The 23,618-nt window shown below is 64.2% G+C and carries 17 protein-coding genes, 2 tRNA genes and 4 pseudogenes; 15 read left to right on the top strand and 8 right to left on the bottom strand.

Annotation, left to right across the window (positions count from 1 at the left end; translation table 11 throughout):
* Positions 1-42: 42 nt before the first annotated feature.
* Positions 43-249: a hemin uptake protein HemP gene (hemP, locus tag EJ078_RS26860; protein ID WP_066999851.1), complete on the bottom strand. Its 207-nt coding sequence runs from the start codon at positions 247-249 to the stop codon at positions 43-45.
* 203 nt (positions 250-452) lie between these two features.
* Here hemP and EJ078_RS26855 point away from each other — a divergent pair, with 203 nt between their 5' ends.
* From EJ078_RS26855 to EJ078_RS26840, 4 genes and pseudogenes are all read left to right on the top strand, one after another.
* Positions 453-2,642 (top strand): TonB-dependent hemoglobin/transferrin/lactoferrin family receptor, encoded by a 2,190-nt coding sequence (locus tag EJ078_RS26855; RefSeq protein ID WP_127404261.1) that lies wholly within the window; start codon positions 453-455, stop codon positions 2,640-2,642.
* Between the two features lie 50 nt (positions 2,643-2,692).
* Positions 2,693-3,086 (top strand): annotated as a pseudogene (locus EJ078_RS26850) (hypothetical protein).
* A 216-nt stretch (positions 3,087-3,302) separates the two neighbouring features.
* A complete protein-coding gene (locus EJ078_RS26845) occupies positions 3,303-4,163 on the top strand; it encodes a TonB family protein (RefSeq protein WP_245458968.1) in 861 nt (286 codons plus the stop codon).
* 9 nt (positions 4,164-4,172) lie between these two features.
* Positions 4,173-4,295, top strand: a pseudogene (locus EJ078_RS26840) (antibiotic biosynthesis monooxygenase); the annotation flags it as partial.
* Positions 4,296-4,328: 33 nt separating this feature from the next.
* Here the strand turns inward: EJ078_RS26840 and putA are convergent.
* Positions 4,329-7,937 carry a bifunctional proline dehydrogenase/L-glutamate gamma-semialdehyde dehydrogenase PutA gene (putA, locus tag EJ078_RS26835; protein ID WP_127217018.1) on the bottom strand — a complete coding sequence of 1,203 codons (3,609 nt, stop codon included), beginning with the start codon at positions 7,935-7,937 and terminating at the stop codon, positions 4,329-4,331.
* 165 nt (positions 7,938-8,102) lie between these two features.
* Between putA and EJ078_RS26830 the strand changes: the two genes are divergently transcribed.
* Positions 8,103-8,555 carry an Lrp/AsnC ligand binding domain-containing protein gene (locus tag EJ078_RS26830; protein ID WP_095778463.1) on the top strand — a complete coding sequence of 151 codons (453 nt, stop codon included), beginning with the start codon at positions 8,103-8,105 and terminating at the stop codon, positions 8,553-8,555.
* 59 nt (positions 8,556-8,614) lie between these two features.
* Here the strand turns inward: EJ078_RS26830 and EJ078_RS26825 are convergent.
* Together EJ078_RS26825 and EJ078_RS26820 are read right to left on the bottom strand one after the other, a co-directional pair.
* Positions 8,615-9,822, bottom strand: a pseudogene (locus tag EJ078_RS26825) (cytochrome c peroxidase).
* Between the two features lie 7 nt (positions 9,823-9,829).
* Complete coding sequence (locus tag EJ078_RS26820; protein ID WP_067329635.1) at positions 9,830-10,273, bottom strand: FixH family protein; 444 nt, start codon at positions 10,271-10,273, stop codon at positions 9,830-9,832.
* Positions 10,274-10,427: 154 nt separating this feature from the next.
* Here EJ078_RS26820 and EJ078_RS26815 point away from each other — a divergent pair, with 154 nt between their 5' ends.
* Complete coding sequence (locus EJ078_RS26815; RefSeq protein WP_067329424.1) at positions 10,428-11,348, top strand: sugar kinase; 921 nt, start codon at positions 10,428-10,430, stop codon at positions 11,346-11,348.
* Here EJ078_RS26815 and EJ078_RS26810 read toward each other — a convergent pair.
* The 3 genes and pseudogenes from EJ078_RS26810 to EJ078_RS26800 all read right to left on the bottom strand — a co-directional run bounded on the left by EJ078_RS26810 (position 11,345) and on the right by EJ078_RS26800 (position 15,010).
* A pseudogene (locus EJ078_RS26810) lies at positions 11,345-12,353 on the bottom strand (aldose epimerase family protein). The gene EJ078_RS26815 and the pseudogene EJ078_RS26810 sit on opposite strands and share 4 nt — an antisense overlap.
* 96 nt (positions 12,354-12,449) lie before the next feature.
* Positions 12,450-13,907 carry an NAD-dependent succinate-semialdehyde dehydrogenase gene (locus EJ078_RS26805; protein ID WP_127216879.1) on the bottom strand — a complete coding sequence of 486 codons (1,458 nt, stop codon included), beginning with the start codon at positions 13,905-13,907 and terminating at the stop codon, positions 12,450-12,452.
* A gap of 152 nt (positions 13,908-14,059) precedes the next feature.
* Positions 14,060-15,010, bottom strand: coding sequence for an AEC family transporter (locus tag EJ078_RS26800; protein ID WP_127216878.1), 951 nt, complete (start codon positions 15,008-15,010; stop codon positions 14,060-14,062).
* Between the two features lie 163 nt (positions 15,011-15,173).
* Between EJ078_RS26800 and EJ078_RS26795 the strand changes: the two genes are divergently transcribed.
* The 9 genes from EJ078_RS26795 to EJ078_RS26755 all read left to right on the top strand — a co-directional run bounded on the left by EJ078_RS26795 (position 15,174) and on the right by EJ078_RS26755 (position 22,628).
* Positions 15,174-15,722 (top strand): histidine phosphatase family protein, encoded by a 549-nt coding sequence (locus tag EJ078_RS26795; RefSeq protein WP_127216877.1) that lies wholly within the window; start codon positions 15,174-15,176, stop codon positions 15,720-15,722.
* A 221-nt stretch (positions 15,723-15,943) separates the two neighbouring features.
* A tRNA-OTHER gene (locus tag EJ078_RS26790) sits at positions 15,944-16,017 on the top strand.
* Positions 16,018-16,086, top strand: a tRNA-Met gene (locus EJ078_RS26785).
* Between the two features lie 351 nt (positions 16,087-16,437).
* Positions 16,438-17,583: a slipin family protein gene (locus tag EJ078_RS26780; protein ID WP_127241313.1), complete on the top strand. Its 1,146-nt coding sequence runs from the start codon at positions 16,438-16,440 to the stop codon at positions 17,581-17,583.
* A 177-nt stretch (positions 17,584-17,760) separates the two neighbouring features.
* A complete protein-coding gene (locus EJ078_RS26775) occupies positions 17,761-18,042 on the top strand; it encodes an acyl carrier protein (protein WP_066999801.1) in 282 nt (93 codons plus the stop codon).
* A 46-nt stretch (positions 18,043-18,088) separates the two neighbouring features.
* On the top strand, positions 18,089-19,279 hold the full coding sequence (locus EJ078_RS26770) for a beta-ketoacyl-ACP synthase (protein ID WP_127217056.1): 1,191 nt from the start codon (positions 18,089-18,091) through the stop codon (positions 19,277-19,279).
* A 17-nt stretch (positions 19,280-19,296) separates the two neighbouring features.
* Positions 19,297-20,568 carry a beta-ketoacyl-ACP synthase gene (locus EJ078_RS26765; RefSeq protein WP_066999795.1) on the top strand — a complete coding sequence of 424 codons (1,272 nt, stop codon included), beginning with the start codon at positions 19,297-19,299 and terminating at the stop codon, positions 20,566-20,568.
* Positions 20,569-20,606: 38 nt separating this feature from the next.
* The gene (locus tag EJ078_RS26760) at positions 20,607-21,635 is read left to right on the top strand and encodes a zinc-binding dehydrogenase (RefSeq protein WP_127217055.1); all 1,029 of its coding nucleotides are present in this window, start codon (positions 20,607-20,609) and stop codon (positions 21,633-21,635) included.
* Between the two features lie 6 nt (positions 21,636-21,641).
* Positions 21,642-22,628, top strand: coding sequence for a lipid A biosynthesis lauroyl acyltransferase (locus EJ078_RS26755; protein WP_127403575.1), 987 nt, complete (start codon positions 21,642-21,644; stop codon positions 22,626-22,628).
* A gap of 141 nt (positions 22,629-22,769) precedes the next feature.
* Here the strand turns inward: EJ078_RS26755 and EJ078_RS26750 are convergent, their stop codons facing one another.
* Positions 22,770-23,615: a hypothetical protein gene (locus EJ078_RS26750; protein ID WP_127403574.1), complete on the bottom strand. Its 846-nt coding sequence runs from the start codon at positions 23,613-23,615 to the stop codon at positions 22,770-22,772.
* Positions 23,616-23,618: the final 3 nt, after the last annotated feature.

Below are 23,618 nucleotides of genomic sequence, written 5' to 3'. Positions count from 1 at the left end.
CCTGCCCACTTTTTGTCTGCCCTGTTCGTCTGCCGATCGTGCTTACTTGTTGAGGATCAGCTTGCCCTGGCGGGTGATCTTCAGACGGTAGAGAGCACCATGATGTTCGATGCCGATCTCATGCTCGCCCTGGAACAGCGCGTTGCTGGAGAGCGTGCGCACTGACATCGCCACGCGGTCAAAACGCGCGGGCACGTCGTCGGAGCGGCGGCCGCGGTAGCGAAAGTCGCTTGGGTTATGGCTGTTCATCTCATTCGGTCCCTTTTTCCTGTGCCGGCCACCGGGCCGGTCGCCTCGTCAAATGCCGATTAAATTCTTGACTCGATTTCTCATGTTTACTAGTCGTGCATTACCGGACTAAATGAGTCAACATTTAAGACGCCGGACGCGATCAAAAATGCGAGCGAGCCCCGCGCCAGCCAGCATCGAGCCTGAGAATCTGGAGTTGGGGCATGGGGTTGGTGAATTGGGGACGGCCGACAGATCGGCCGATGGCGAAGGAAATGGCGGCCTTGCTGGCTGGCGCGGCGGCAATCGCGCTCTGTATGCCGGCGGCCAAAGCGCAACAGGCCACCCAGCCGGCGGCTGACCAGCAGAGCGACCAGACAAAGAAGACTGACCAGAAAAGTGCAGGCGACTCGACGCTGCTCGACAAGATCCTCGTCATCAGCCGCACCGGCGAGACGGCGATCCAGTCGCTGGCCTCGGCCAGCCATGTCGACAAGGAACAGCTTGAGCGCCGCATGGCGACGACGCCGAACGAGATGCTGCTTGGCGTGCCGGGAGTTGCAGTGCAGGCCGACGCGCGACGCGTCAGCTCCAGCATCAACATCCGCGGCCTGCAGGATTTCGGCCGCGTGGCGGTGATCGTCGACGGCGCCAGGCAGGATTTCCAGCGCTCCGACCACGGCACGCAGTCGACCTTCTATGTCGATCCCGAGCTCATCAAATCCGTCGACGTGATCCGCGGCCCGGTCGCCAACACCTATGGCTCCGGCGCCATCGGCGGAGTGGTGTTCTTCGAAACCAAGGACGCCGGAGATTTCCTCAAGCCGGAGGAAAGCTGGGCGGCTTCCGCCACCGGTCGCTATGAAACGAATGGCAAGGGCTGGACCACCAGCGCTAGCGGCGCCTATCGCTTCAACGAGAACTGGGACGTTTTGGGTAACATCGTCTACCGCGACTACGGCGACTACAAGAACGGTGGCGGCGACACCGTTGCCGGCACCGGCTTCGACGTGCTGAGCGGCCTGCTCAAGACCACCATTCGCCCGACCGAGAACAGCGAGTTGAAGCTCGGCTGGGTCGGCTCGAAGGACGGGTGGACAGAGACCAGTGGCGGCATTCCGGCCAACGATGTCGATCTGAAATCGAATACCTTCACCGCCCGCTACAACATCACCGACGATGCCAAAAGCTGGCTCGATCTCCACATCAACGCCTCTTACAACAAGACGCTTCTCGATCTGACGACGCTCGTCCCGCAGAACCGTTTCGATCCGACGACCGGCCTGCCCGTGGTGCTGCCCGCCGGGTCGCTCTCGACTTTCGATGTCGGGACGACCGGCATCGACATATGGAACACGTCGCGATTCGAGACCGCCGGCATTGCGCATGAGTTGACTTACGGCGGTGACTGGGTCGGCGACGACGTCGAAACCGGGGGCACAGCCGGCGGCGACAGCTTCTACACGCCGTCAGGTAAGCGCAACGTCTCCGGCGCCTATGTCCAGGACAAGCTGACCTGGGAATGGCTGGAGGTCATCACCGGCCTGCGCTACGACAGGTACAGCCTGAAGGACTCCGAGCACGAGACATCAGGCGACCGGCTGTCGCCGCGCATCACCGTCGGCGTATCGCCCTTCGAAAGCGCTGACCTCGCCGGCCTGCAGTTTTACGGCACCTATGCGGAAGGCTACCGCTCACCCTCGCTGACGGAGACGCTGATCAGCGGTAACCATCCGGCCGGCGTCACCTTCCCCTTCCTGCCCAATCCAAATCTCAAGCCTGAGACCGGCAAGACCGTCGAGTTCGGCGTCAACTACAAGCAGAACGACATTTTCGAAGGCGGCGACGCTCTGCGGCTCAAGGCCGCCTATTTCAACAACAATGTCGAAGACTATATCGACGGCGTCACGCTGTCGGCCTTCGACCCGACCAGCGGCTGCCCGTTCGGCCCCGGCATCCCGATCTGCTTCCAGTATCAGAACTTCGCCAAGGCCAAGATCAACGGTTTTGAACTGGAAAGCGTCTATGACGCCGGCTGGGGCTATGCGGGCTTCTCGGCCTCGATCATCAACGGCCACACCATCTCGTATGAGGGCGAGCGGGCCGACCTTGCCACCATTCCCTCCTCGCAGGTGACGGCGCAGCTCGGCCTTCGCTTCCTCGAGGACAGGCTCACCGTCGGCGGTGAAGTGCAATATAACGGCAAGCCCAAGGGCAATCCGGTGGCCAAGGACTATACGCTGGTCAATGCCTTTGCCAGTTACCAGGCGACCGACAACCTCAAGCTCGACGTCCGCGCCGACAATCTGTTCGATGTCAAATACACCAATCCGCTCAACGCAAGCACGACTGCCGTCCTCTATGAACCGGGCGTCACGCTGAAGCTTGCGGCAACCATGCGCTTTGGAGGCTGAGAACCATGAACTTGACGACATCGCTCTGTCTCTTGACCTCGGCGCTGGCGATGTCGGCTCGGCCCGGTGCCGGCGCGCGGCCAGTCCGCGCCAGCGCCGGCCCTTAATCTCGAACTCAACGCCGTGCAGCCTTCGGACAAGGGCTGCCGGCTGACCTTCGTCGTCAACAACGCGCTCGGCGCCGACCTGTCGAAGTCCGCTTTCGAAATCGCGCTGTTCAATGAGTCCGGCGTTGTCGACCGCCTCACCGTGCTCGATTTCAAGGACCTGCCGGTCGGCAAGACGAAAGTCACGCGCTTCGATTTCGCGGGCGCCGACTGCGGCAAGCTCGGCCGCGTGCTGATCAACAGCGCGACGGAATGCGCTGGAACCGGCGTCGAGCCGACGGCCTGCATGCGCGACCTGAAGACCTCGACTAAAACCGCCATCGCCTTCGGCGTATAGAGGTGGGGATTGCATCCGGCCCGCCAGGAGATGCCATGGCGTGGGCCATAGGCGGCAACCGATCTTGATTTGACAATTTCTTATCGCGTACAGCAGGTCTCGGCGCGAGACATGCAGGACATCAATCACTCCTCCGATGCAGGCAGCGAACCGGCGATCACGCCGGCCGAGCCGCTCATGCAGCCGCGGCACTCGGCCGGGCATCGCAAATGGCCGGTGGCGATCATCGCTTCCGGCCTGCTCCATGGCGCTGCGGCGGCCGCGTTCCTGTTCGCGCCTGCCGGGATATTCGACTCCATGGACGCGATTCGGGCCGAGGGCACAGATCAGTCCGGCGCCAACGTCACCGGCAGCGCCCTGGACGACCAGTCGTCCGGCGCCGTGGATGTCACCTTGGTGCCCGAACTGCAGCCGGTGAAACGCCAGGCCGCGCAGCCCGCACCGCCGGTCGAAGCGCAGGAACCAGCAAGCGAACCCTCGACGCCTCAGCTTCCGCCGCAAGCCGTCAAGGAAGCCGCTTCCGCGCCGGATATCGTGGCGGCCACCAGCCCACGCCAGGATGACCAGACTGTCCCCGACGACAGCAAACCTACGCCCGCGACCGAACTGCAAAGCGCTGAAGCGCCCCTTGCCGAGCCTCAACAGCCACCGGTCCCCAGTGCGACATCGAGCGGCCCAGCCCCATCGGCAGCGGCAGACCAGACCAATGCAACCGGCGGCACGGCGGATGGCGATACACGCGACGCGCCTGTTGCCGCCAGCAAAGGCAAGAAACAGGTCGCTGCCGGCAATGCCCTGGAATCCCACTACAGCGGTGAAATCCAGAAGAAACTTGCGCGCGCCAACCGTCGCGTTTCGAAATCGATCCAGGCCAAGGCTCGCAACAACGCCAGGGTGGTTTTCGTCGTCGCGGCCGACGGCAGCGTCAGCGACCTGCAGCTCACTGAAAGTTCAGGGTCCGCCGAGCTCGATCAGTTCGCTTTGACGCTAGTGCGCAAGCAAGCCCCGTTCCCTCCCATTCCACCCGAGACCGGCAAATCAAGTTGGGTGTTCAAGGCGCGGATCGGCCCTTTTTAAAGCCTCCGCGATTTCATCGCCTGGACGAAGTCGGAGAACTTCCGCGCCGCCCATCGCAACGCCGGCACCGCCAAGGTGCATTATCTTGGCCACCCCGAGTTCGAAGGGTTTTTGGTCGTCGAGGGCGCCTGACCGCCGCTAACGCGGCGGCCTTCCCGCACCTGATTAGGCTGCCGCGAGCAGGCTGGCATTGCCGCCGGCCGCCGTCGTGTCAACGCAGACCGCGCGCTCATGCGCATAAGCCGCCGGATTAAGCACTTCGCTGACCAGCGGCACGATCGGCCCGGCGCGCTCGGCAACCACCTTGCGCACGATGCGCGCCGCTTCCGGCGTGCCGGAGAAGGCAACGACGTCGACGCGCAGCGAGCGCGCCTCGACCGGGTCCGGCCGACCGTCGATCGCCGCCAGTGGCAGGCCCTTGCCGGTCAGCGCCGACAGCGCCGCCGGCGCGCCTGGCGCCACTGCCAGAACGGCATTGCCGGCGGCTAAAGCCTGGATTGTCTGCGCAAGCAGCGTCTCGGCATCCGGCCCGAGGCAGAGCACCCGTCCGCGCGGCGCCAGCGACAGCGTGTTGGCCTCGCCGGTCGGGCCCGGCAGGTCGACCTGCCCGAAATCGAGGCCCGCTGCGGCGGCGATGGCCGCAGCCCCCTTGCCGCGCAGATGTTTTCTCAGAATCGCCACGCGATCGGGTCGCGTCGACCAACCGCCAAGCGTCGGGTCCGGCAGATTGTCCGCGAGTTCCGTCGCCGTCACCTTGTGGCCGTCGCCGACTTCCGTTCCGGCTTGCGGGCCCTTGCGGAAGCGGCGCAGATAATGTGGCCCGCCGGCCTTCGGCCCGGTGCCGGACAGACCCTCGCCGCCGAAGGGCTGCGAGCCGACGACGGCGCCGATCTGGTTTCGGTTGACATAGATGTTGCCGGCATGGATGCCGTCGACGAAATGCTGGACGCGGCCCTCGATGCGGGTGTGCAGGCCGAAGGTCAGGCCGTAGCCCTTGCGGTTGATGCCGGCAATCACCGCGTCGATGTCGTCGGCGTCGAAGGTGGCGACATGCAGCACCGGACCGAACACTTCGCGCTCCATCTCCTCGATGCCTTTGACCCGAAAGACATGCGGCGCGACGAAGCGGCCGGCAGCCGGCGCTTCGAGCTTGGCGATGAGGCGCCCCTCCAGCCCCTTTTTCTTGCAGTAGTCGCCGATCGAGGCCTGCGCCTCATCGTCGATGACCGGGCCGACATCGGTCGAGATCAGCCACGGATCGCCGACATTGAGGGCTTCCATCGCGCCCTTCAGCATGGCCAGCATCTTCTTCTCGACATCCTTCTGCACGTAGAGCACGCGCAGCGCCGAGCAGCGCTGCCCGGCGCTCTGGAAGGCGGAGGCGAGGATGTCGCGCACCGCCTGCTCGGGAAGCGCCGTGGAATCGACGATCATGGCGTTCAGCCCACCCGTCTCGGCAATCAGCATGGCATCGGGCGCCGCCGTTTCGGCCAGCTGTTTTTCGATCAGCTTGGCGACCTCGGTCGAGCCGGTAAAGCAGACACCTGCGATGCGCGGGTCGGCGGTGAGCGGCGCTCCGACCGACGCACCGTCACCCGGCAGAAGCTGGATGATATCCTCCGGCACGCCGGCCTCGCGCAGCATCTCGACGGCGCGGAAGGCGATCAGCGGCGTCTGCTCGGCGGGCTTCGCGATCACCGAATTGCCGGTGACGAGCGCCGCCGCGATCTGGCCGGTGAAGATGGCCAGCGGGAAATTCCACGGCGAGATGCAGACGATTGCGCCACGGGCTTCAGTGCCCGCTTCGGCATTCGCCGCCTCGGCCGCATAGTAACGCAGGAAATCGACCGCCTCGCGCACTTCGGCGACGCCGTCGGCCAACGACTTGCCGGCCTCTCGAGTGGCCAAAGCGAAGAACTCGGCGGCATTGGCCTCGTAGAGGTCGGCGGCGCGGTTGAGGATCGCGGCGCGCTCGGCAACCGGGCGTTTTGCCCAGGCCGGCTGCGCCTCCACAGCGATACGCACGGCGGTCGCGACCTGCTTGGCCGCCGCCTCATGCACTGTGCCGACGACCTCATCGGGCTTGGCCGGGTTGACGATCTGGCGCGGCTTGCCGTAGCCGGCGGCGGGCGTGATCGGCTTGGCATGCCAGCGATCCGCTCCCGCGAATTCCGCCCGTGCCCTGTCGATGGCTGCAAGAGTCACCGCATCACTGATGTCGAACCCTTTTGAATTGCGCCGGTGGGCGCCGAAGATCGCGGCGGGCCGCGCGATCGCCGGATTGGCGGCGGGGCCTTGTTTCTCTACAGCCTCCAGCGGGTCGCGGGCGATTTCTTCCGGCTCGACCTCCTCGTCGGTCAACTGGTGGACGAAAGAGGAGTTGGCGCCGTTTTCCAAGAGCCGCCGCACCAGATAGGCGAGCAGGTCGGAATGCGCACCGACCGGCGCGTAGATGCGGCAGCGCGTCCTTTCGGCCTTGCGCACCGTCTCGTGCAGCGATTCGCCCATGCCGTGCAGACGCTGGAATTCGAAGGAGTCGCGATCCTTCGCCATCGACAGGATGGCAGCCACCGTGTGCGCGTTGTGGGTGGCGAATTGCGGGTAGATGCGGTCGGTCATCGACAGCAGTTTTCGCGCGCAGGCCAGATACGAGACGTCGGTGTTGGTCTTGCGGGTGAAGACCGGATAGCCGGCAAGCCCAAGCGTCTGTGCCCGCTTGATCTCGGTGTCCCAATAGGCGCCCTTCACCAGCCGCACCATGATCTTGCGGTCGTATTTTTTGGCAAGCGCATAGAGCCAGTCGATGACGAAGGCCGCGCGCGGGCCATAGGCCTGGACGACGACGCCGAAACCATCCCAACCGGCAAGCTCCGGTTCGGCGAGCACGCGTTCGATGACGTCGAGCGACAGATCGAGCCGGTCGGCCTCTTCGGCATCGATGTTGAGGCCCATGCGCGAATGCCGCGCGGCAAGCGCCAGCGACAACAGCCGCTCGGCCATTACCGGCAGCATCTTCTCCTTCTGCGCCACCTCATAGCGCGGATGCAGTGCCGAAAGCTTGACCGAAATGCCGTGGTTGTAGCGAATGTCCGGGCCATTGGACCCCGCGTCGAGCGAGGAAATCGCATCCGCATAGGCGCGGTGATAGCGCAGCGCATCAGCCTCGGTGCGGGCCGCCTCACCCAGCATGTCGAAGGAATAGAGATAGCCCTTCTGCGTCATCGGACGGCCGCGCTTGACCGCTTCGGCGATGGTGCGGCCGAGCACGAACTGCTCGCCCATTTCGCGCATCGCCGCCGCCACGGCCTTGCGGATGACCGGCTCGCCGAGCCTGCGCACCATGGCGCGCAGCGTGCCTTCGATACCGCCCTCGCCTTCATCGAGCACGCGGCCCGTCAGCATCAGCGCCCAGGTCGAGGCGTTGACGAAAATGGAACTCGAGCTGCCCGAATGCGCCGACCAGTCATGGGGCGCGATCTTGTCGGCGATGAGATCGTCCATCGTCTCGGCATCGGGAACGCGCAGCAGCGCCTCGGCGAGGCACATCAGCGCCACGCCTTCCTTGGTCGACAGGCCATAAGCCGAAAGAAAAACCTCCATCAGCCGAGGGTCGCTCGAGCCGCGCACCGCGCGCACCAGATCGGCCGCACGCGCCGAGATCGCCTTGCGCTCTTCCGCCGAAAGCCCGGCAGCCGCGGACAGTCGCCTCACCGCCTCGTCTTCGTCGGGCAAATAGTTGGCGCGGATCTGCTGGCGGATGGCATCGAGCGGCATGTCGGATCCATGAGAGCAAGCGTTAGCGAGCAGGTCTGGCGGTCGCCGGACCGATTGGCGCAAGCTAGCACAGCTGGGAGCCCAGGTCGGTCCAAAGAAATCGACGAGACAGTCCATTCGAGCTATCGTATAGGCTTAGCTCCCGCCATTTTGACCGTAAGACCGATGAGCGAAGACCAATTGGACCGCATTGACCGCAACATCCTGGCCGCGCTCGGGCGCGACGGCCGGCTTTCAATGTCCGAGCTGGCTTTGAAGGTCGGGCTGTCGAAGACCCCGGTGCAGGCCCGTGTGAAGCGTCTTGAGAAGGAGGGCTACATCAGAGGCTATCGCGCGATTATCGACCGGGAGCGCATGGGCGAAGGACATGTCGCCTTCGTCCAGGTGAAGCTGTCGGATACGCGCTCGGCGGCGCTCGACGCGTTCAACCGCGCGGTGCAGGGCGTGCCGGAGATCGAGCAGTGCCATATGATGGCGTCGAGCTTCGACTATCTCCTGAAGGTCCGCACCACCGATATCGCCGCCTACCGCCGCGTGCTCGGCGAGCGCATTTCGGCCCTTCCCCACGTGGCACAGACTTCCACCTTCGTGGCGATGGAAACGGTGAAGGATCGCTAGCGCAATTCCAGGAAAGGTGCGCAGCCGTTTTCCGTCCGGAATCGCGCAAAATTAAGACTCTACTCCGACAGAGTCTTCAGAAACGCCACCAGAGCGGCGCGCTCGCGATCGGAGAGCTCGAGCGGGTGGATCTCCGAAACGCCTTCAACGCTGGACGCCGCTTTCGAATAATGCGCCACCACCTCGTCGAGGGTCGAGAACTGCCCGGCATGCATGTAGGGCGCACGCGTAGCTGCCCCCTGAGCGACGGCGTCTTGTAGGCGCGCACGAGTTGCTGCCCGTCCTTCACCATGAAGCGCAATTCGCGGCAGGCGCTTTCATCGCCGTCGCGGAACTTGCCGAAGCAGTTGAACGGGTCCGCCTGCACTTGAGCCACGGCATCGACCCGGCCGCGGTCGGGTGGCAGATCTTTGACCGGCGGCACGCCGGTGTTGTGGAACGAACTGTCGGTGAAGCGCGGCCCGTTATGGCAGGTCACGCAATTGGCCTTGCCGATGAACAGCTTCAGCCCGAGGATCTCTTCCGGCGAGAAGGCAGCATCGCCTTGCGGCTTGGTGCCGGTCGCGAGGTCGATCGCGAAGCGGTCGAAACGCGTCTGCCCAGGTTCGATCGAGCGCTCGAAGGCCGCGATTGCCTTGCCGATATTGGCAAAGACGCGGTTGACGTCTTCGGCCTGCCTGGCGGGCATGGCGTTCCATGCCGCCTTTTCGGCCTCGGTGCCGAGCGGGCTGGCATTGGCCGGCACGGTGGAAAGATCGGGCAGCGGCCCGAAAATGCGCTCATAGCGCTCGCCGAACCGGTCCTTGATGTAATGCGCGAAGGCCGCGCGGTTGCCGGCCTGCTCCAGCGGGTTTTCGAGCGGCGTCAGCGCTTGCGCCCACAAACTGTCGCGCCGTCCGTCCCAGAAGAACCAAGGATCGCGCGCCACGCCGGCCAGCGGCATGGTTCGGCGATTGGTGTGGCCGACGCCGACCGCCCGCGGCAGGTCGTCCTGGAACTGACGGTCGATCTTGTGGCAGGTCGAGCAGGACACCGTGCCGTCGCGGCTCATGCCGACATCGAAGAACAGCGTCGATCCGAGCGCCGCAGCGGCCGGCACATCGGCATACTGGTTCGTCATGTCCGCTTTGAGCGCCGGCAGCGTGTTCAACGCCAGCGAGGCGACGGTCTTCTTCTCGGCGTCGCTGAACTCGGGCTCGCCGCAACCGCCAAGCCAAGCGAGCGCAGCCAGAGCGGACAGGTTTGCGAGGCGGAGAAGACGCTTCATCGGCCGCTCACAACACGATGTTGAAGACGACGGAATCGGAACCCGCCGCCGCCGAGATCGCGAAGCGCAATTGCCACCACCCGGTCATGGTGAATTTCACGCCGTCGATGCGGTAGCGTCCCGCCCCCATATAGTCGGTCGCCTGCGGGCTGGTCGGCAGGCCGTGATTGTGCTGCGGCATGCCGCCGGAAACGGTGATCGCGGCCCCCTCCACCGGAGCGCCGGCGGAGGTCTTCAGCGTCAGCAGCCAGGATTGCAGCTCGCCCTGCCGGATGACGCCGCGCTCCGGCTCGAAGCTCGCAACGAACAGGCCGCTCGCCGTCTTTTTCGAACGCGACGTATCGGGGCCCGGTGCCGAATGCGGCGCCGTCAGGTAGACGACAGTCAGAATGCCGACCAGCAGGGCAGCAAGACCGAGACCCGCAAGAATGTAACGCCATATCGATGCCAAACCGGCTCCTTTTCGGCTGATAACGTCACGGGCTGCGCGCAGCATCCCTCCCGCCTGTGGGAAATCGCTTCTGGCGCAAAAATCGGCCTGCGCCAAGCATGGCGCTGCTGGCTGCAAAAAGCTACAGCACCAAAGCTTTAGGAGGACAAGTCATATGGAAGCCAATGGTGTCGCGTCGATCGGCGAATGCATGCTCGAACTGTCGGGCCAGGCAGGACCGAACTGGCGTATGGGCTTTGCCGGCGACACCTTCAATACGCTATGGGCGCTGCATGCGCTCAGCCCCGGCCGGCCCGCGACCTATGTCTCGGCCTTCGGCGACGACCCTTTTTCCCGCGATCAGATCGCGTTCTTAGCCCAGAACGGCATCGGTATCGGCAGCAGCCCGGTCATTGCCGGCGCAAGACCGGGCCTTTACGCCATCACGCTCACTGGAGCCGAGCGCGCCTTCACTTACTGGCGAAGCGATGCTGCCGCGCGCCAGCTTGCCTCCGATGCAGCGGCACTGGCGAAAAGTCTTGAAAACCAGGCGCTTGTCTATTTTTCCGGAATCACTTTGGCAATTCTGGATGATGCCGCGCGCAAAACCCTGCTTTCGGCCGTCGCGACAGCACGCGCGGCGGGTTCGCTGGTCGCCTTTGACCCGAATTACCGTCCCAGGCTGTGGCCGAGCCGTGAAACCGCGCAGGCTGCGATCTTGGAAGCGCTCGCCGTCGCGGATATCGCATTGCCCACTTTTCCGGATGAGCAGATGCTGTTTGGCGATGAGGCGCCGGAAACAACTGCCAGGCGTCTCGGAGGAGTGGTCGGCGAGGTTGTCGTCAAGAACGGCGAGCAGCCGGCATTGATTGCCATGGACGGCGCCTCGGAAACAATCGAGGCAGTGCATGTCGCCTCGCCTGTCGATACAACCGGCGCCGGCGATTCCTTCAACGGCGGCTATCTCGCCGCCCGGCTTGCCGGTCACGCCCCAGTCGACGCGGTTCGGCGCGCGCATCGGGTGGCTGCGGCCGTCGTACAGGTGCGCGGCGCGCTCGCGCCGTTCGAGATTCTAAGAACAGCCTTTGGGATCTAGCTAGGGAGCCGGAACCTGTATTCCGTCACCTGATGGTAGATCTGGCCCGGCCAAAGCGTGGCCTGTGGGAAATAGGGCCGGTTCGGCGCGTCGGGCCAGGTCTGAGCTTCGAGGCAGAAGCCTGAAAAGGCTTTGTAGCCGCGCCCGTCCAGCCCAGGGGAGGACGGCGCGACATACTGGCCGATATAGAGCTGCAGGCCGGGCTCGGTGGTCCAGACTTCCATTTCGACGCCGGAACTGGCGCCCTGCACCCAGGCTGCCTGGTGCAGCGGTCCACGGCTGGAGGCGAGGCAGTAATTCAGATCGTAGGGAAGCTGCTCGCCTTCCGATTCCATGCGCAGCGGCCGCGCCTGGCGGAAGTCATAGGGCGTGCCGTCGACGGGCTTCACCGCGCCGGTCGGGATCATCTCTGCGTCGACGGGCGTATAAGCGCCGGCATTGAGCATCAGCCGGTGGTCGAGAGTGTCGCCCGCGCCCCCGTCGTCGAGATTGAAGTAGGAGTGCTGCGCAAGATTACAGAGCGTCGGCTCCTCGCATGTGGCGGTCAGTTCCATGCTGAGCGTGCCGGGGATCTTCAGCCGATAGGTGCAGGTGACGTCCAGCGCGCCTGGAAAGCCCATCGTGCCGTCGGGATCGTGCAGTGTCAGCGTCACGAAATCGCGCCCGTGCAGCGAGACCGACCATGGCCGGTGGAAATAGCCCTGCGAGCCGCCATGCAGCGTGTGTTCCCTAGAAAATTGCGCTCGGTCTGGTAGCGCTTGCCGGCGATGGTGAAGCGACCTCGGCGAAGCGGCCGACGACGGCGCCGAAATAGGCGCGGTCGGTCTCATAGGGCTCGAACTGGTCGTAGCCCAACACCAGCGGCGCATCATGGCCGGCGAGCCGCAGATCCTGGATGATCGCGCCAAGCCCGATGATGTTGGCCGTGAGACCACCGCCACGGATGGTGAAGCGGCGAACAGCCTCGCCCGCCTGCGTCGTGCCGAAGACCTCGCCGTCCTTCATCGCTGTGCCCGAAAACGTCAGTTCATTGATCTGTGGACTACGCCGGCCGTCTCCGGCAAGGGCAGGCCTGATGCCTGCCTCACCAGTCGAGCGGTGTCAGAGGCCGAGGCCGCCGAGGCAGACATATTTGGTGTCGAGATAGTCCTCGATGCCCTGATGTCCGCCTTCCTTGCCGAGGCCCGATTCCTTGACGCCGCCGAACGGCGCCTCGGGCGTGGTGATCAGGCCTTCATTGACGCCGACCATGCCGTATTTCAGCCCTTCCATGACGCGGAAGGCGCGGCCGAGATCGCCGGTGTAGAAATAGCAGGCGAGGCCGAACTCGGTGTCGTTGGCCAATGCGATTGCTTCTTCCTCGGTCTCGAACTTGAACACGGGGGCGACCGGCCCGAAGATCTCTTCCTTCATGAAGCGCATCTTGGGCGTGGCGTCGGCGATGACCGTCGGCTGGAAGAACGAGCCGCCGAGCGCATGGCGATTGCCGCCGGCAACGACCTTGCCGCCCTTCGAGGTGGCATCGGCGATCAGTTCCTCGACCTTCTCGACCGCTTTCTCGTCGATCAGCGGCCCCTGCTGCACGCCTTCTTCCAGGCCGGAGCCGACCTTCAGATTGTTGCTGGCAGCGGCGAGCTTCTCGACGAACTTGTCATAGATACCCGCCTGGACGAGGAAGCGGTTGGTGCAGACGCAGGTCTGGCCGGAATTGCGGTACTTCGCGGTGATGGCGCCGGTGACGGCGCGATCGATGTCGGCATCGTCGAAGACCAGGAACGGAGCATTGCCGCCGAGTTCCATCGACACTTTCTTGACCGTCGTCGACGACTTCTGAATCAGGATCTTGCCGACCTCGGTCGAGCCGGTGAAGGTTATCTTCTTGACCAGCGGGTTGGCGCAGATCTCGTCGCCGATCTCGCCGGCCGAACCGGTCAGGATGTTGATGACGCCCTTGGGGAAGCCGACCTCTTCGGCGAGCGCGCCCCAGGCGAGGCCCGAATAGGGCGTCTGCGAGGCCGGTTTGACCACGGCGGTGCAGCCCGCGGCCAGCGCCGGTCCAAGCTTGCGGGCGAGCATCGAGGACGGGAAGTTCCATGGCGTGATGGCGGCAATGACGCCGACCGGCTCCTTCGTCACCAGGATGCGGCGGTCGCCCCAGGGCGACGGCACGATGTCGCCATAGGTGCGGCGGCCTTCCTCGGCGAACCAGAGGATATAGCTCGCGGCCGAGCCGATCTCGCCCTTGGATTCGAACAGCGACTTGCCCTGCTCGATGGTGAGCAACTCGGCCAGCACGTCCTGATTGTCCATCATTGCGTCGTGCAGCTTGCGCAGAAGCTTCGAGCGCTCGAGCGCGGTGGTCTTGCGCCAGCTCTTGAAGGCTTCATCGGCGGCCTCGATGGCGCGGCGGGTTTCGGCCTTGCCGGCCTTCGGCACAGTGCCGATCTTCAGGCCGGTCGCCGGATTGTTGACGTCGATGGTCTGGCCGCTGTCGGCCTGCACCCATTCGCCGTTGATGAGATTGGCCTGGCGCATGAAATGACTGGTTTTCTGAAGCATGGTCTGGCCTCCGTTTCGGCGCGCTGATCGGCCGTTTTTCTGGATATTCGGGGGCGTGCAAGGCTGCACGCCGGCGCATTGCTCTTACCTAGGGAAAGCCCGGCAAGCAATCACAAGATGGCATATAGGGGTTGGGCCAGTAAAAACGAGCGCTAGCCGAACACGTGCAGGACCACCGTCAGCCAGAAGGATGTGGTGAGCACCGCGCTGGCCGTGGCGATCGTCATCTGGTTGGACGCCAGCGCCTGGCCGGTGTTGAACTGAACGGCGATGAGATAGGAATTGATGCCGGAAGGCAGCGCCGCCACGACCACGGCGACCTTTGCCGTCAGCGGCGGCAGGCCGAGCAGCCAGACCGCGAGCAGCACCAAGGCCGGCATCAGGAAAAGTTTCAGCGCCGACAGCGCGAGCGCTGGGCGCACGTTCCCGGAAATGCCGAAGCGGCGCAGGCTGAGCCCCATCGCAAACAGCGCCACCGGCCCGGCCGTATCGGCCAGCGCGTCGACCAGCCGCTCGATCAGCGGCGGCAGCGGCGCGCCGGTGAAGCGCCAGGCGAGCCCCGCGAGAATGCCAATGATGAGCGGGTTGACGAACAGCCGCCTGAGGAAATTCCGGATGACGCGCAGCGGATGCACGGACTCTTCGCCGTGACGGCCGAACATCTCGAACAGCACGATTGACGCCATCATCATGACAGGCAGGTGAATCGAGACCAGCAGCGACAGCACCTCGAAGCCGCTGGTGCCGAATATGCCGAGGATGAAGGGCGCGCCAAGCAGCACGACATTGGAATAGGCCGAGGACACGCCGCCGACGATGCCGGCGCGGGCATCGCGGCCGAAGAGGCGCGTCATGACCAGGTGCCCGGCGGACCAGGTGACGGCAACCGCCGCAAAATAGGCGCTCCACAGCGACCACGGCGCCACGCCATGGAAATCGGAGTTCACCATCGTCTGGAACAAGAGCAGCGGCATAGCCACGTTGACGGCGAACTCGGATATGCCCTCACCACTCACCGGCTTCAGATAGCCGGTAAGGCCGGCGAAATAGCCGAGCGCAACGAGACTGAAGACGAAGAGGACGGTTTCGGTGAGCGGCGTCATTGTTCGGGCGGAGACATCTTTCCCGTGATAGGCAAGCCCCGAGCGCCGTGCAATCGGCCGTTCTCCGGCCGACCGTTGGTCCTCTGCTTGTTTTTCAGCCGGCTTTGCGGTCCCTATATGCCGATCATGGCCCCGGCCTCTCCGGCCGCCATAAGGACTTCACATGCTGCGACTTGCCCTGGCGCTTTTCCTGCTTGCCGTTCCCATCCTCGCCCACGCAACCGACGCCGGCTGGGCGCTGCTGCGCGATGGCGGCCATATCGTCCTGCTTAGGCATGCCTTCGTCACCGGGACCACCGATCCGGCGAATTTCGACATCGGCAATTGCGCCACCCAGCTCAACCTGTCCGAGCGCGGCAAGCAGCAGTCAAGCCGCATCGGGGCGCTGTTTGCGGCGCGCGCAGCGCCCATCGAGCGTGTGCTCTCCAGCCGCTACTGCCGCTGCCTTGACACCGCCCGCATCGCTTTCGAGGCCGAACCGAAACCATTTGCGCCGCTCGACTTGCTCAAGACCGATTCGGCTGAGAAGGCCGCTCAGATGGAGGCGGTGATGAAGGAGATCCGGGGCTATTCCGGCTCTGACAATCTGGTGCTGGTCACGCATCTGGAAAACATCCAGGCGCTCACCGGCGTCTCGCCGCGCGAGGGCGAGGCCGTGGTCGTGGCGCCTAATGGAGACGGCCTCAAAGTGCTCGGCCGCGTCACCTTCTGACGGCATAGGTCTGTCCAGCTCAGCACTGTGGCCGAAATGCCACAGCCGCAAGAAGCCGCAAGCGCCCGCGATAATGCCGCTTGCGACAAGCCGTCGCAGGGTCTATAGGCGCGCTCCCGGTCACGAAAACCGAAGCGAGCACAACGGTTGGAGCTTTCGTCTCCGCCCGCGCAGCCGGCTTTGCCGCGCTGTGTACGGCGCCGTTTCGGAGCGTTGGGATCGCCGATGTAGCTCAGAGGAAGAGCGCCGGATTTGGGTCCGGAGGTCAGGGGTTCGAGTCCCTTCATCAGCACCACGGATAGCTCAGTTTGGTTAGAGCGTCAGACTCATAATCTGATTGTCGAAGGTTCGATTCCTTCTCCAACGGCCTGTTAAGCCGACCTCCGGGTGGTGTTATCCAAAACGGTCCGGGGACCGGAATGCAGAAGACCTGACGGACGGCTAAGCCTTCGGCCGAGGCCGTATCGAACGGTCCGATGCCATCGGGTCGCGGCCAGGCTCGCGGTGACGATCAAGGCGCGGCAATGCCGGCAAAGGAGCCTTCGGGCGCCGGCGCCCGCCTTGCCGCCCCGCGATCCGCTCCCGAAGGCCCGCCGCCTGGCGATGCCACCGGTCTCCGGATCATTCGTGCCGGGAAACGAAACGAGAAACGAAAGGACGATCGACGCATGACGTGACGCCTCACATGGGGCCATGCCCGACAGGAGCAAAGACAATGAAGACCATTCTCGAAAAGGTTCTGGGACGCCAGCGCGTCCTCGTGAAGGAAAATGAACGTGCCGTTGCCCTCTACAAGGGCGAGATCCAGGCTGTCCTGATGCCGGGCGAACATTGGCTCGACAACCGGCGCGGAAACCTGGAAATCTCCAGGCACGACCTGAAGAACCCGGAATTCGTTTCGGCCTACGAGAAGGCATTGTTCGACAAGCTCCCGGATGTGGCCGCGCGTCACTTCACCGTGGTTCGCACCGGGCGCACCGACATTGCCGTGATCGAGCGCGACGGCGCCCTTCATGCCGTTCTCGCTCCGGATCGCAAGCTCGTGCTGTGGACGGATGCCGGCCCGTGGGCGGTGACCTCCGTCGACACGGCGGCCGATCTGGCCGTCGATCCGGCCTTGATGCGCCGGATCGGCCAGGCCCGAAAGACGGAACACATGTTCCTGCATCCGGTCGTGGACGGTCAGGTCGGTCTGCTGTTCGTGGACGGCGTCTACACCCGCACGCTTGCCGCGGGGGTGCACGCCTTCTGGAATGTCGGGCGCATGGTCCAGGTGAAGGTCGTCGACCTCAAGCGGCAGTCGCTTGATGTCGCCGGTCAGGAAGTGCTGACCAAGGATCGCGTGACGATCCGCGTCAACATCGCCGTCGAATACCGGGTCGTCGATCCGGTGACGGCGGTGAGCACGGTGAAGGACTTCTCGGAAGCCCTCTACCGCGCCCTGCAGTACGCCTTCCGCAAGACGCTCGGCGCGCTCACCCTCGACCAGATCCTCGACAAGAAGATCACGGTCGATGAGGAGGCAGCCGCCAAGGTGCGTTCCGACATGGCCGCGATCGGCCTCGAGGTCAGCGATATCGCGCTTAAGGATGTGATCCTGCCGGGCGAGATGCGCGAGATCCTCAACCAGGTGGTTTCGGCCGAGAAGCAGGCCGAGGCCAACGTCATCCGCCGCCGCGAGGAGACGAACGCCACGCGTTCGCTGCTCAACACGGCCAAGGTGATGGCCGAGAATCCGGTGATGCTGCGGCTGAAGGAACTCGAGGCTCTCGAGGCCATCGCCGGCAAGGTCGAGCGCCTGACTGTCCACAACGGGACGGGCGGGCTGCTCAACGATCTGGTCAAGCTCCGCGAAGGCTGAGCTTACGCCACGTAAAATGGGAAGGGCCGCCGGTTGCCCGGCGGCCCTTCTTGCGTCCACAAAGCCGGCATCCCATCTGCGCCCGGCGTGTCAGGCCTTTTCCTGCCCGGAAAAACCGATTAGACAGCGCCAAAACAAGATGCGGACAGATTCCGCCCGCAACCGAAGGAAGAGCCCTTGTCCACCACGTTCGAGAAAGTCGCCAAGATCATTGCCGACACCAGCGAGATCGATATCGACACCATCACGCCCGAAAGCCATACCATCGACGATCTCGGCATCGACAGCCTCGATTTCCTCGACATCGTCTTTGCCATCGACAAGGAATTCGGCATCAAGGTGCCGCTCGAGAAGTGGACGCAAGAGGTCAATGACGGCAAGGCTTCGACCGACGACTACTTCGTCATGCAGAACCTGTGCGCCAAGATCGACGCGCTGGTCGCGGCCAAGGCCGCCTGACGAGCGCGACCTTGCCCCGCCTCCAGCCTGACCAGCAAAGCCGCTCATGAGCAGCCCGCGCGACGTCGTCATCACCGGCATCGGCCTTGTCTCTTCGCTGGGAGAAGGACCGGACGCGCATTGGCAGAAGCTGACCCGGCCGGGCGTTGAGCCGGTGCTCGATGCGACGCGCTTTGCGCCCTACACAATTCATCCCCTGCCCGAGATCGACTGGAACCTGCAGATCGCCAAGCGCGGCGACCAGCGCCAGATGGAGACCTGGCAGCGGCTCGGCACCTATGTCGCCGGCCTGGCGCTGGACGACGCCGGCATCAAGGGCAATGACGAGCTTTGCGCGACCATGGACATGGTTGTGGCGGCCGGCGGCGGCGAGCGCGACGAGGCCGTGGACAGCGCGATACTCGCAGCATCCGAGAGCCGCAACGACCGCGACGTGCTGCTCAACGAGAAGCTGACCACGGAGTTGCGGCCGACGCTTTTCCTCGCCCAGCTTTCCAATCTGCTCGCCGGCAACATCTCCATCGTGCACAAGGTCACCGGCTCGTCTCGCACCTTCATGGGCGAGGAAGGCGCCGGCGTCTCGGCTGTTGAGACGGCCGCCGCGCGCATCCGCTCCGGGCAGTCGACCCATGTGCTGGTCGGCGGCGCCTTCCAGACCGAGCACTCAGACATGCTGCTCGGCTATGAGCTCGCCGGTTATCTGCATCGCGGCCCGTGGAGACCGGTCTGGCAAAGACAGGGCGCGGAAGGCGGCGGCGTGGTGACGGGCTCGGGCGGCGCTTTCTTGGTGCTCGAACAGCGCGAGCATGCGCAGAGCCGGGGGCGCAAGATCTATGCTGAGCTCGGTCCTGTGGTTTCCGGCCGGGCGAGGCGCCGGCGCGGCGAGCTGAATGCCGAAATCGCCGCTTTGCTGAAGCAGGCGGCGCTGCCCGCCGGCGAATTGCTGACCATTTCCGGTGCCTCCGGCGCCCATGCCGCCACGGCGGCCGAAAAGGCGGCACTCGATGCCAACCCGGCGCTTGCAGTGCGCGCCTTCTCGACGCTCACCGGCCACATGAAAGAAGCGCAGTTCCCCTTCGCCGTGGCGCTTGCCGCGCTCGCCGTCGACCGCAAGGCCCCCTACCCTGTCTTCGATGCCACAGTGGAGCAACCATTCGAAGGCGCCCCCAGCTCCGTCCTTGCAACGGCGATCGGCTATCACCAATTCGAGGGCCTGGGGCTGATCAAGGCCGCTTAGAGCGAGACAGACAGAACATGGCCAATCTCCGCGATCACATGGGCAGGCCTATCGTCGCCGTGACCGGCATCGGCGTGGTGACTTCGCTTGGCGTCGGCAAGGCCGACAACTGGGCGGCGCTGACCTCAGGCAAATCCGGCATCCATCCGATCACCCGTTTTCCCGTCGATCATCTGAACACCCGCATCTCCGGCATGGTCGATTTCCTGCCGTCGAGCTCCAAGGGTGCCAGTCCCCTCACCTACGAGCTGGCCGAGACGGCCGCCCAGGAAGCGGTGTCGGAGGCCGGCCTCGATTCCGGCGATTTCGGCGGCCCGCTCTTTCTCGCCTCGCCGCCGGTCGAGCTCGATTGGGCCGACCGCTTCTCGCTCTACAATTCCGACAAGAAGGAAAGCGGTTCCGAGAGATTGCTGCGCGTGGCGCGCGGACTGAAGGAGCTCGGCATTTTCGAGACCACCCAGTTCGGCTCGATCGCCGATCGCCTGGCCGATCGTTTTGGCACGCGCGGCCTGCCGATCACGCTGTCGACAGCCTGCGCGTCAGGCGCCACCGCCATCCAGCTCGGTGTCGAGGCGATCCGCCGCGGCGAATGCGACAAGGCGCTGTCGATCGGCGCCGACGGCTCCGCCACGGCCGAAGCCCTGATCCGCTTCTCGCTGCTCTCGGCGCTTTCCACCCACAACGACATTCCCGAAAAGGCCTCGAAACCCTTCTCCAAGGACCGCGACGGTTTTGTCCTTGCCGAAGGTTCCGGCGCGCTGGTGCTGGAATCGCTGGAGGCGGCACTTACCCGGGGAGCCACCATCCTCGGCATCATGCGCGGCTGCGGCGAGCGCGCCGACGACTTCCACCGCACCCGCTCCAAGCCTGACGGTTCGCCGGCCATCGCCGCGGTACGCGCCGCCCTTGCGGATGCCGGCTTGAGCGAGGACGAGATCGACTACGTCAACGCGCACGGCACCTCGACGCCGGAAAACGACAAGATGGAGCATCTGTCGCTGTCGACCGTGTTCGGCGAGCGGATCGGCTCGATGCCGATCTCGTCGAACAAGTCGATGATCGGCCACACGCTGTCCGCCGCCGGCGCGGTCGAGGCCGCGTTCTCGCTGATGACCATGCGCGAAAGCGTCATCCCGCCGACCATCAATTACGACAATCCTGATCCGGCAATCGTGCTCGACGTGGTGCCAAACAAGAAGCGCAACGCAGAGGTCGGCACGGTTCTGTCGAATTCCTTCGGCTTCGGCGGCCAGAACACCTGCCTTGTCATGGCGCGGGAACCGGTCTAAGCGGACGTTTTCCCGCTTCCAAAGTACCGACAGGCCAAATGCGCGCATTGCAACTTATCGAGGACCGCCGCCTTGAAACGGTGGACCTTCCGCCTCCCCCGCCGCCTTCGCAAGGTGAAGTGACGCTCCGCATCAAGGCGGTGGCGCTCAACCATATCGACGTCTGGGGCTGGCGCGGCATGGCCTTCGCCAAGCGCAAGCTGCCGCTGGTCGTCGGCGCCGAAGCCTCGGGCGAGGTCGAGGCTGTCGGGCCAGGCGTCTCCACCCTCCTGCCGGGGCAACTGGTGTCGATCTACGGCGCGCGAACCTGCGGGCTCTGCCGTGCCTGCCGCGAGGGCCGCGACAATCTTTGCGAGCACGTCTCCGGCGTCCACGGTTTTCATCTCGACGGCTTCGCGCAGGAAAAGATCAACCTGCCTGCCCGTCTCCTGGTGCCTGCGCCGCCCGGTGTCTCAGAGATCGGCGCTGCCGTCGCACCCGTCACCTTCGGCACGGTCGAGCATATGCTGTTCGACAACGCGAAACTGGAGCCCGGTGAAACCATCCTCGTCCATGCCGGCGGCTCCGGCATCGGCACCGCAGCCATCCAATTGGCGAAGCGCATGGGCTGCACGGTCATCACTACGGTCGGCTCGAACGACAAGATCGACAAGGCGAAGGCGCTTGGCGCCGACCATGTCATCAACTATCGCGAGGATCGCTTCGAAGGCGTGGTGCGCAAGCTGACGAAGAAAAAGGGCGTCGATGTCGTGTTCGAACATGTCGGCGCCGACACTTTTGCAGGTTCGATGCTATGCCTGAGGCGCGGCGGCCGCCTCGTCACCTGCGGCTCGACCTCCGGCGTCTCGACGCAGGTCAACCTGATGCAGCTTTTCCAGCAACAGCTGAAGCTGCTCGGCTCCTTCGGCTGCCGCATGGAGAACATGGCCGATGCCATGCAGAAGATGGCGGCCGGTCTCGTCGCGCCCGTGATCGACACCGAAGTCGGCTTCGACGACATCGACGCCGCGCTGAAGCGCATGGAAGGCCGCGACGTCTTCGGCAAGATCATTCTTCGCGTTTCCTAAGACAAGATGGTCGGCAAGGTGCTCAAGAAAGCCCGCCGGGACTTCATGTTCCGCTATGGCCGGCGGCTACGCCAAATGGAGCACTGGCTGGTGGCGCGGCTTGCCATGGCGGTCATCGGCCTGCTGCGCCTTTTGCCGCCTGACAGCGCGCTCAACTTCGCCGACCGCGTCGCCCGCCGCATCGGGCCGATGGTCGGACGGCACCGGGTGGCCGTCAACAATCTGCGCCTTGCCTATCCGCAAAAGAGCGATGCCGAAATCGAGGCCATCGCGTCCGACATGTGGGGCAACATGGCCCGGCTTGCCGCCGAATACATCTTCCTCGATGCCCTCTTCGATTTCGACCCGAATGCCGCCAAGCCGGGCCGGGTCGAGGTCAGCGGCATCGAGCATTTCGTCGAAATCGCAGGCGAAAAGAAGCCGCACATCCTGTTCACCGGCCATCTCGGCAATTTCGAGCTTTTGCCGGTCGCCGCCGCCACCTTCGGCATGAACATCACGGCACTGTTCCGCCCGCCCAACAATCCCTACCTTGCCGACTACATCCACTCGACACGCCGCTCGAGCATGGGAGGCCTGCTGCCGTCCTCGACCGGCGCATCGTTCGCCCTTGCCGCCATCCTGGAAAACGGCGGCAATATCGGCGTGCTGGTCGATCAGAAATTCACGAACGGCGTCGAGACGACCTTCTTTGGTCGCCCCTGCCAGAGCAATCCCGTGCTGGGGATGCTCGCCCGCCACTATGACTGCGATGTCTATCCGGCGCGATGCGTCAGGCTGCCGGGAAACCGTTTCCGATTGGAAATCGAAGACAAGCTCGACTTGCCGCGCACCGAAACCGGCAGCGTCGATGTTCACGCCACCACGCAGCTGCTCGCCGACGTCGTTGAGCGCTGGGTGCGCGAGGATCCCGGACAGTGGATGTGGTTCCACAAGCGCTGGGAGATGAGCGGCCGGCGACGTAAGCGGCGTGAGCGGGCCAAGATCAGCTAAAGCGGCCCAGAACGTTCAGATCGCTTTCGTCTGGATCAAACGCTAAACCGCTAGGAGATAACTTTCTGCTAGCCGTGTTGCGTGCCATGCGCAACGAAGGGCCGCGAGGACTAAGTCCACGCGGCTCCAGGTTCTGCTGTCTCAAAGCGGAGCGGGGATGGTGAAGTTCGGCCGGAACGTATCCATCGTGGCACCGTTGCGATCCTCGGAAAGCAGTGTGTCCGAGCCGAAGCTTGCCCGCAGGCCAACCACGTATTTGTGGATGTTCACGCTGCCTGAAGCCTCCGAGATGGTCAGGTGATCCAACTGGTAGCGCCCGAATACCGACCACGGCGTCCCATCGAACCTGTATGTAGCCTGCAAGGCGGCTGTGACAGTATCGAGGTGGCCACCATCCGCGGAAAGCCTCGAGAACCCGAGTTCGCCATCGAAACGGAGATTGTCCTGGGCGAAGAAGCGCACCACTCCACGGCCGCCCCAGTTGTCCAAATGCTCCGAAAAGCCGCTGGCCCGCAACTGGCCATAATAAATTTGGCCGTAGATCGTCACGTTGCCGAAATAGGCCTGTGCCTCCGGGCCGACGGTGAAAGTGTAAAGGTCTGCGTCACCGATGCCGTTATCGCCGCCAAATCCGTTTATCGTAGCAAATCCACCCAGCGCATATGAGCTCGGATCGCGCCAGTAACCGTGGATCGCACCGCCGTAGCTGTAGATGTTCGTGCCTTCGACCCAAAGCGAATCGATCACCGCGTCGGTCTGGATGTTCCAGCGGGCGTCGATCGGGAAATTCACCCGAACGGCGCCGCCGGCAGTCGTGCCATCCGAGTCGTCCCCGGGGGTCGCGAAATAGAGACCTCCGAGATAGATTTCGCCATAACCTGATATATGCGGCTGCGCGAGTTCCTGGTCCAGAAGAACGGGTGCATCGGCAGCAAAAGCCGAGGTTGCGGTTGCCGCGATCGCAGCGCTCAATAGAAATCGATACATTAA

Origin of the sequence: Mesorhizobium sp. M1A.F.Ca.IN.022.06.1.1, assembly GCF_003952605.1 — a bacterium.
Taxonomy (GTDB): Bacteria; Pseudomonadota; Alphaproteobacteria; order Rhizobiales; family Rhizobiaceae; genus Mesorhizobium.
The sequence above is the reverse complement of the archived record's forward strand: the minus strand, read 5'-3'. Positions and strand labels throughout refer to the sequence as shown.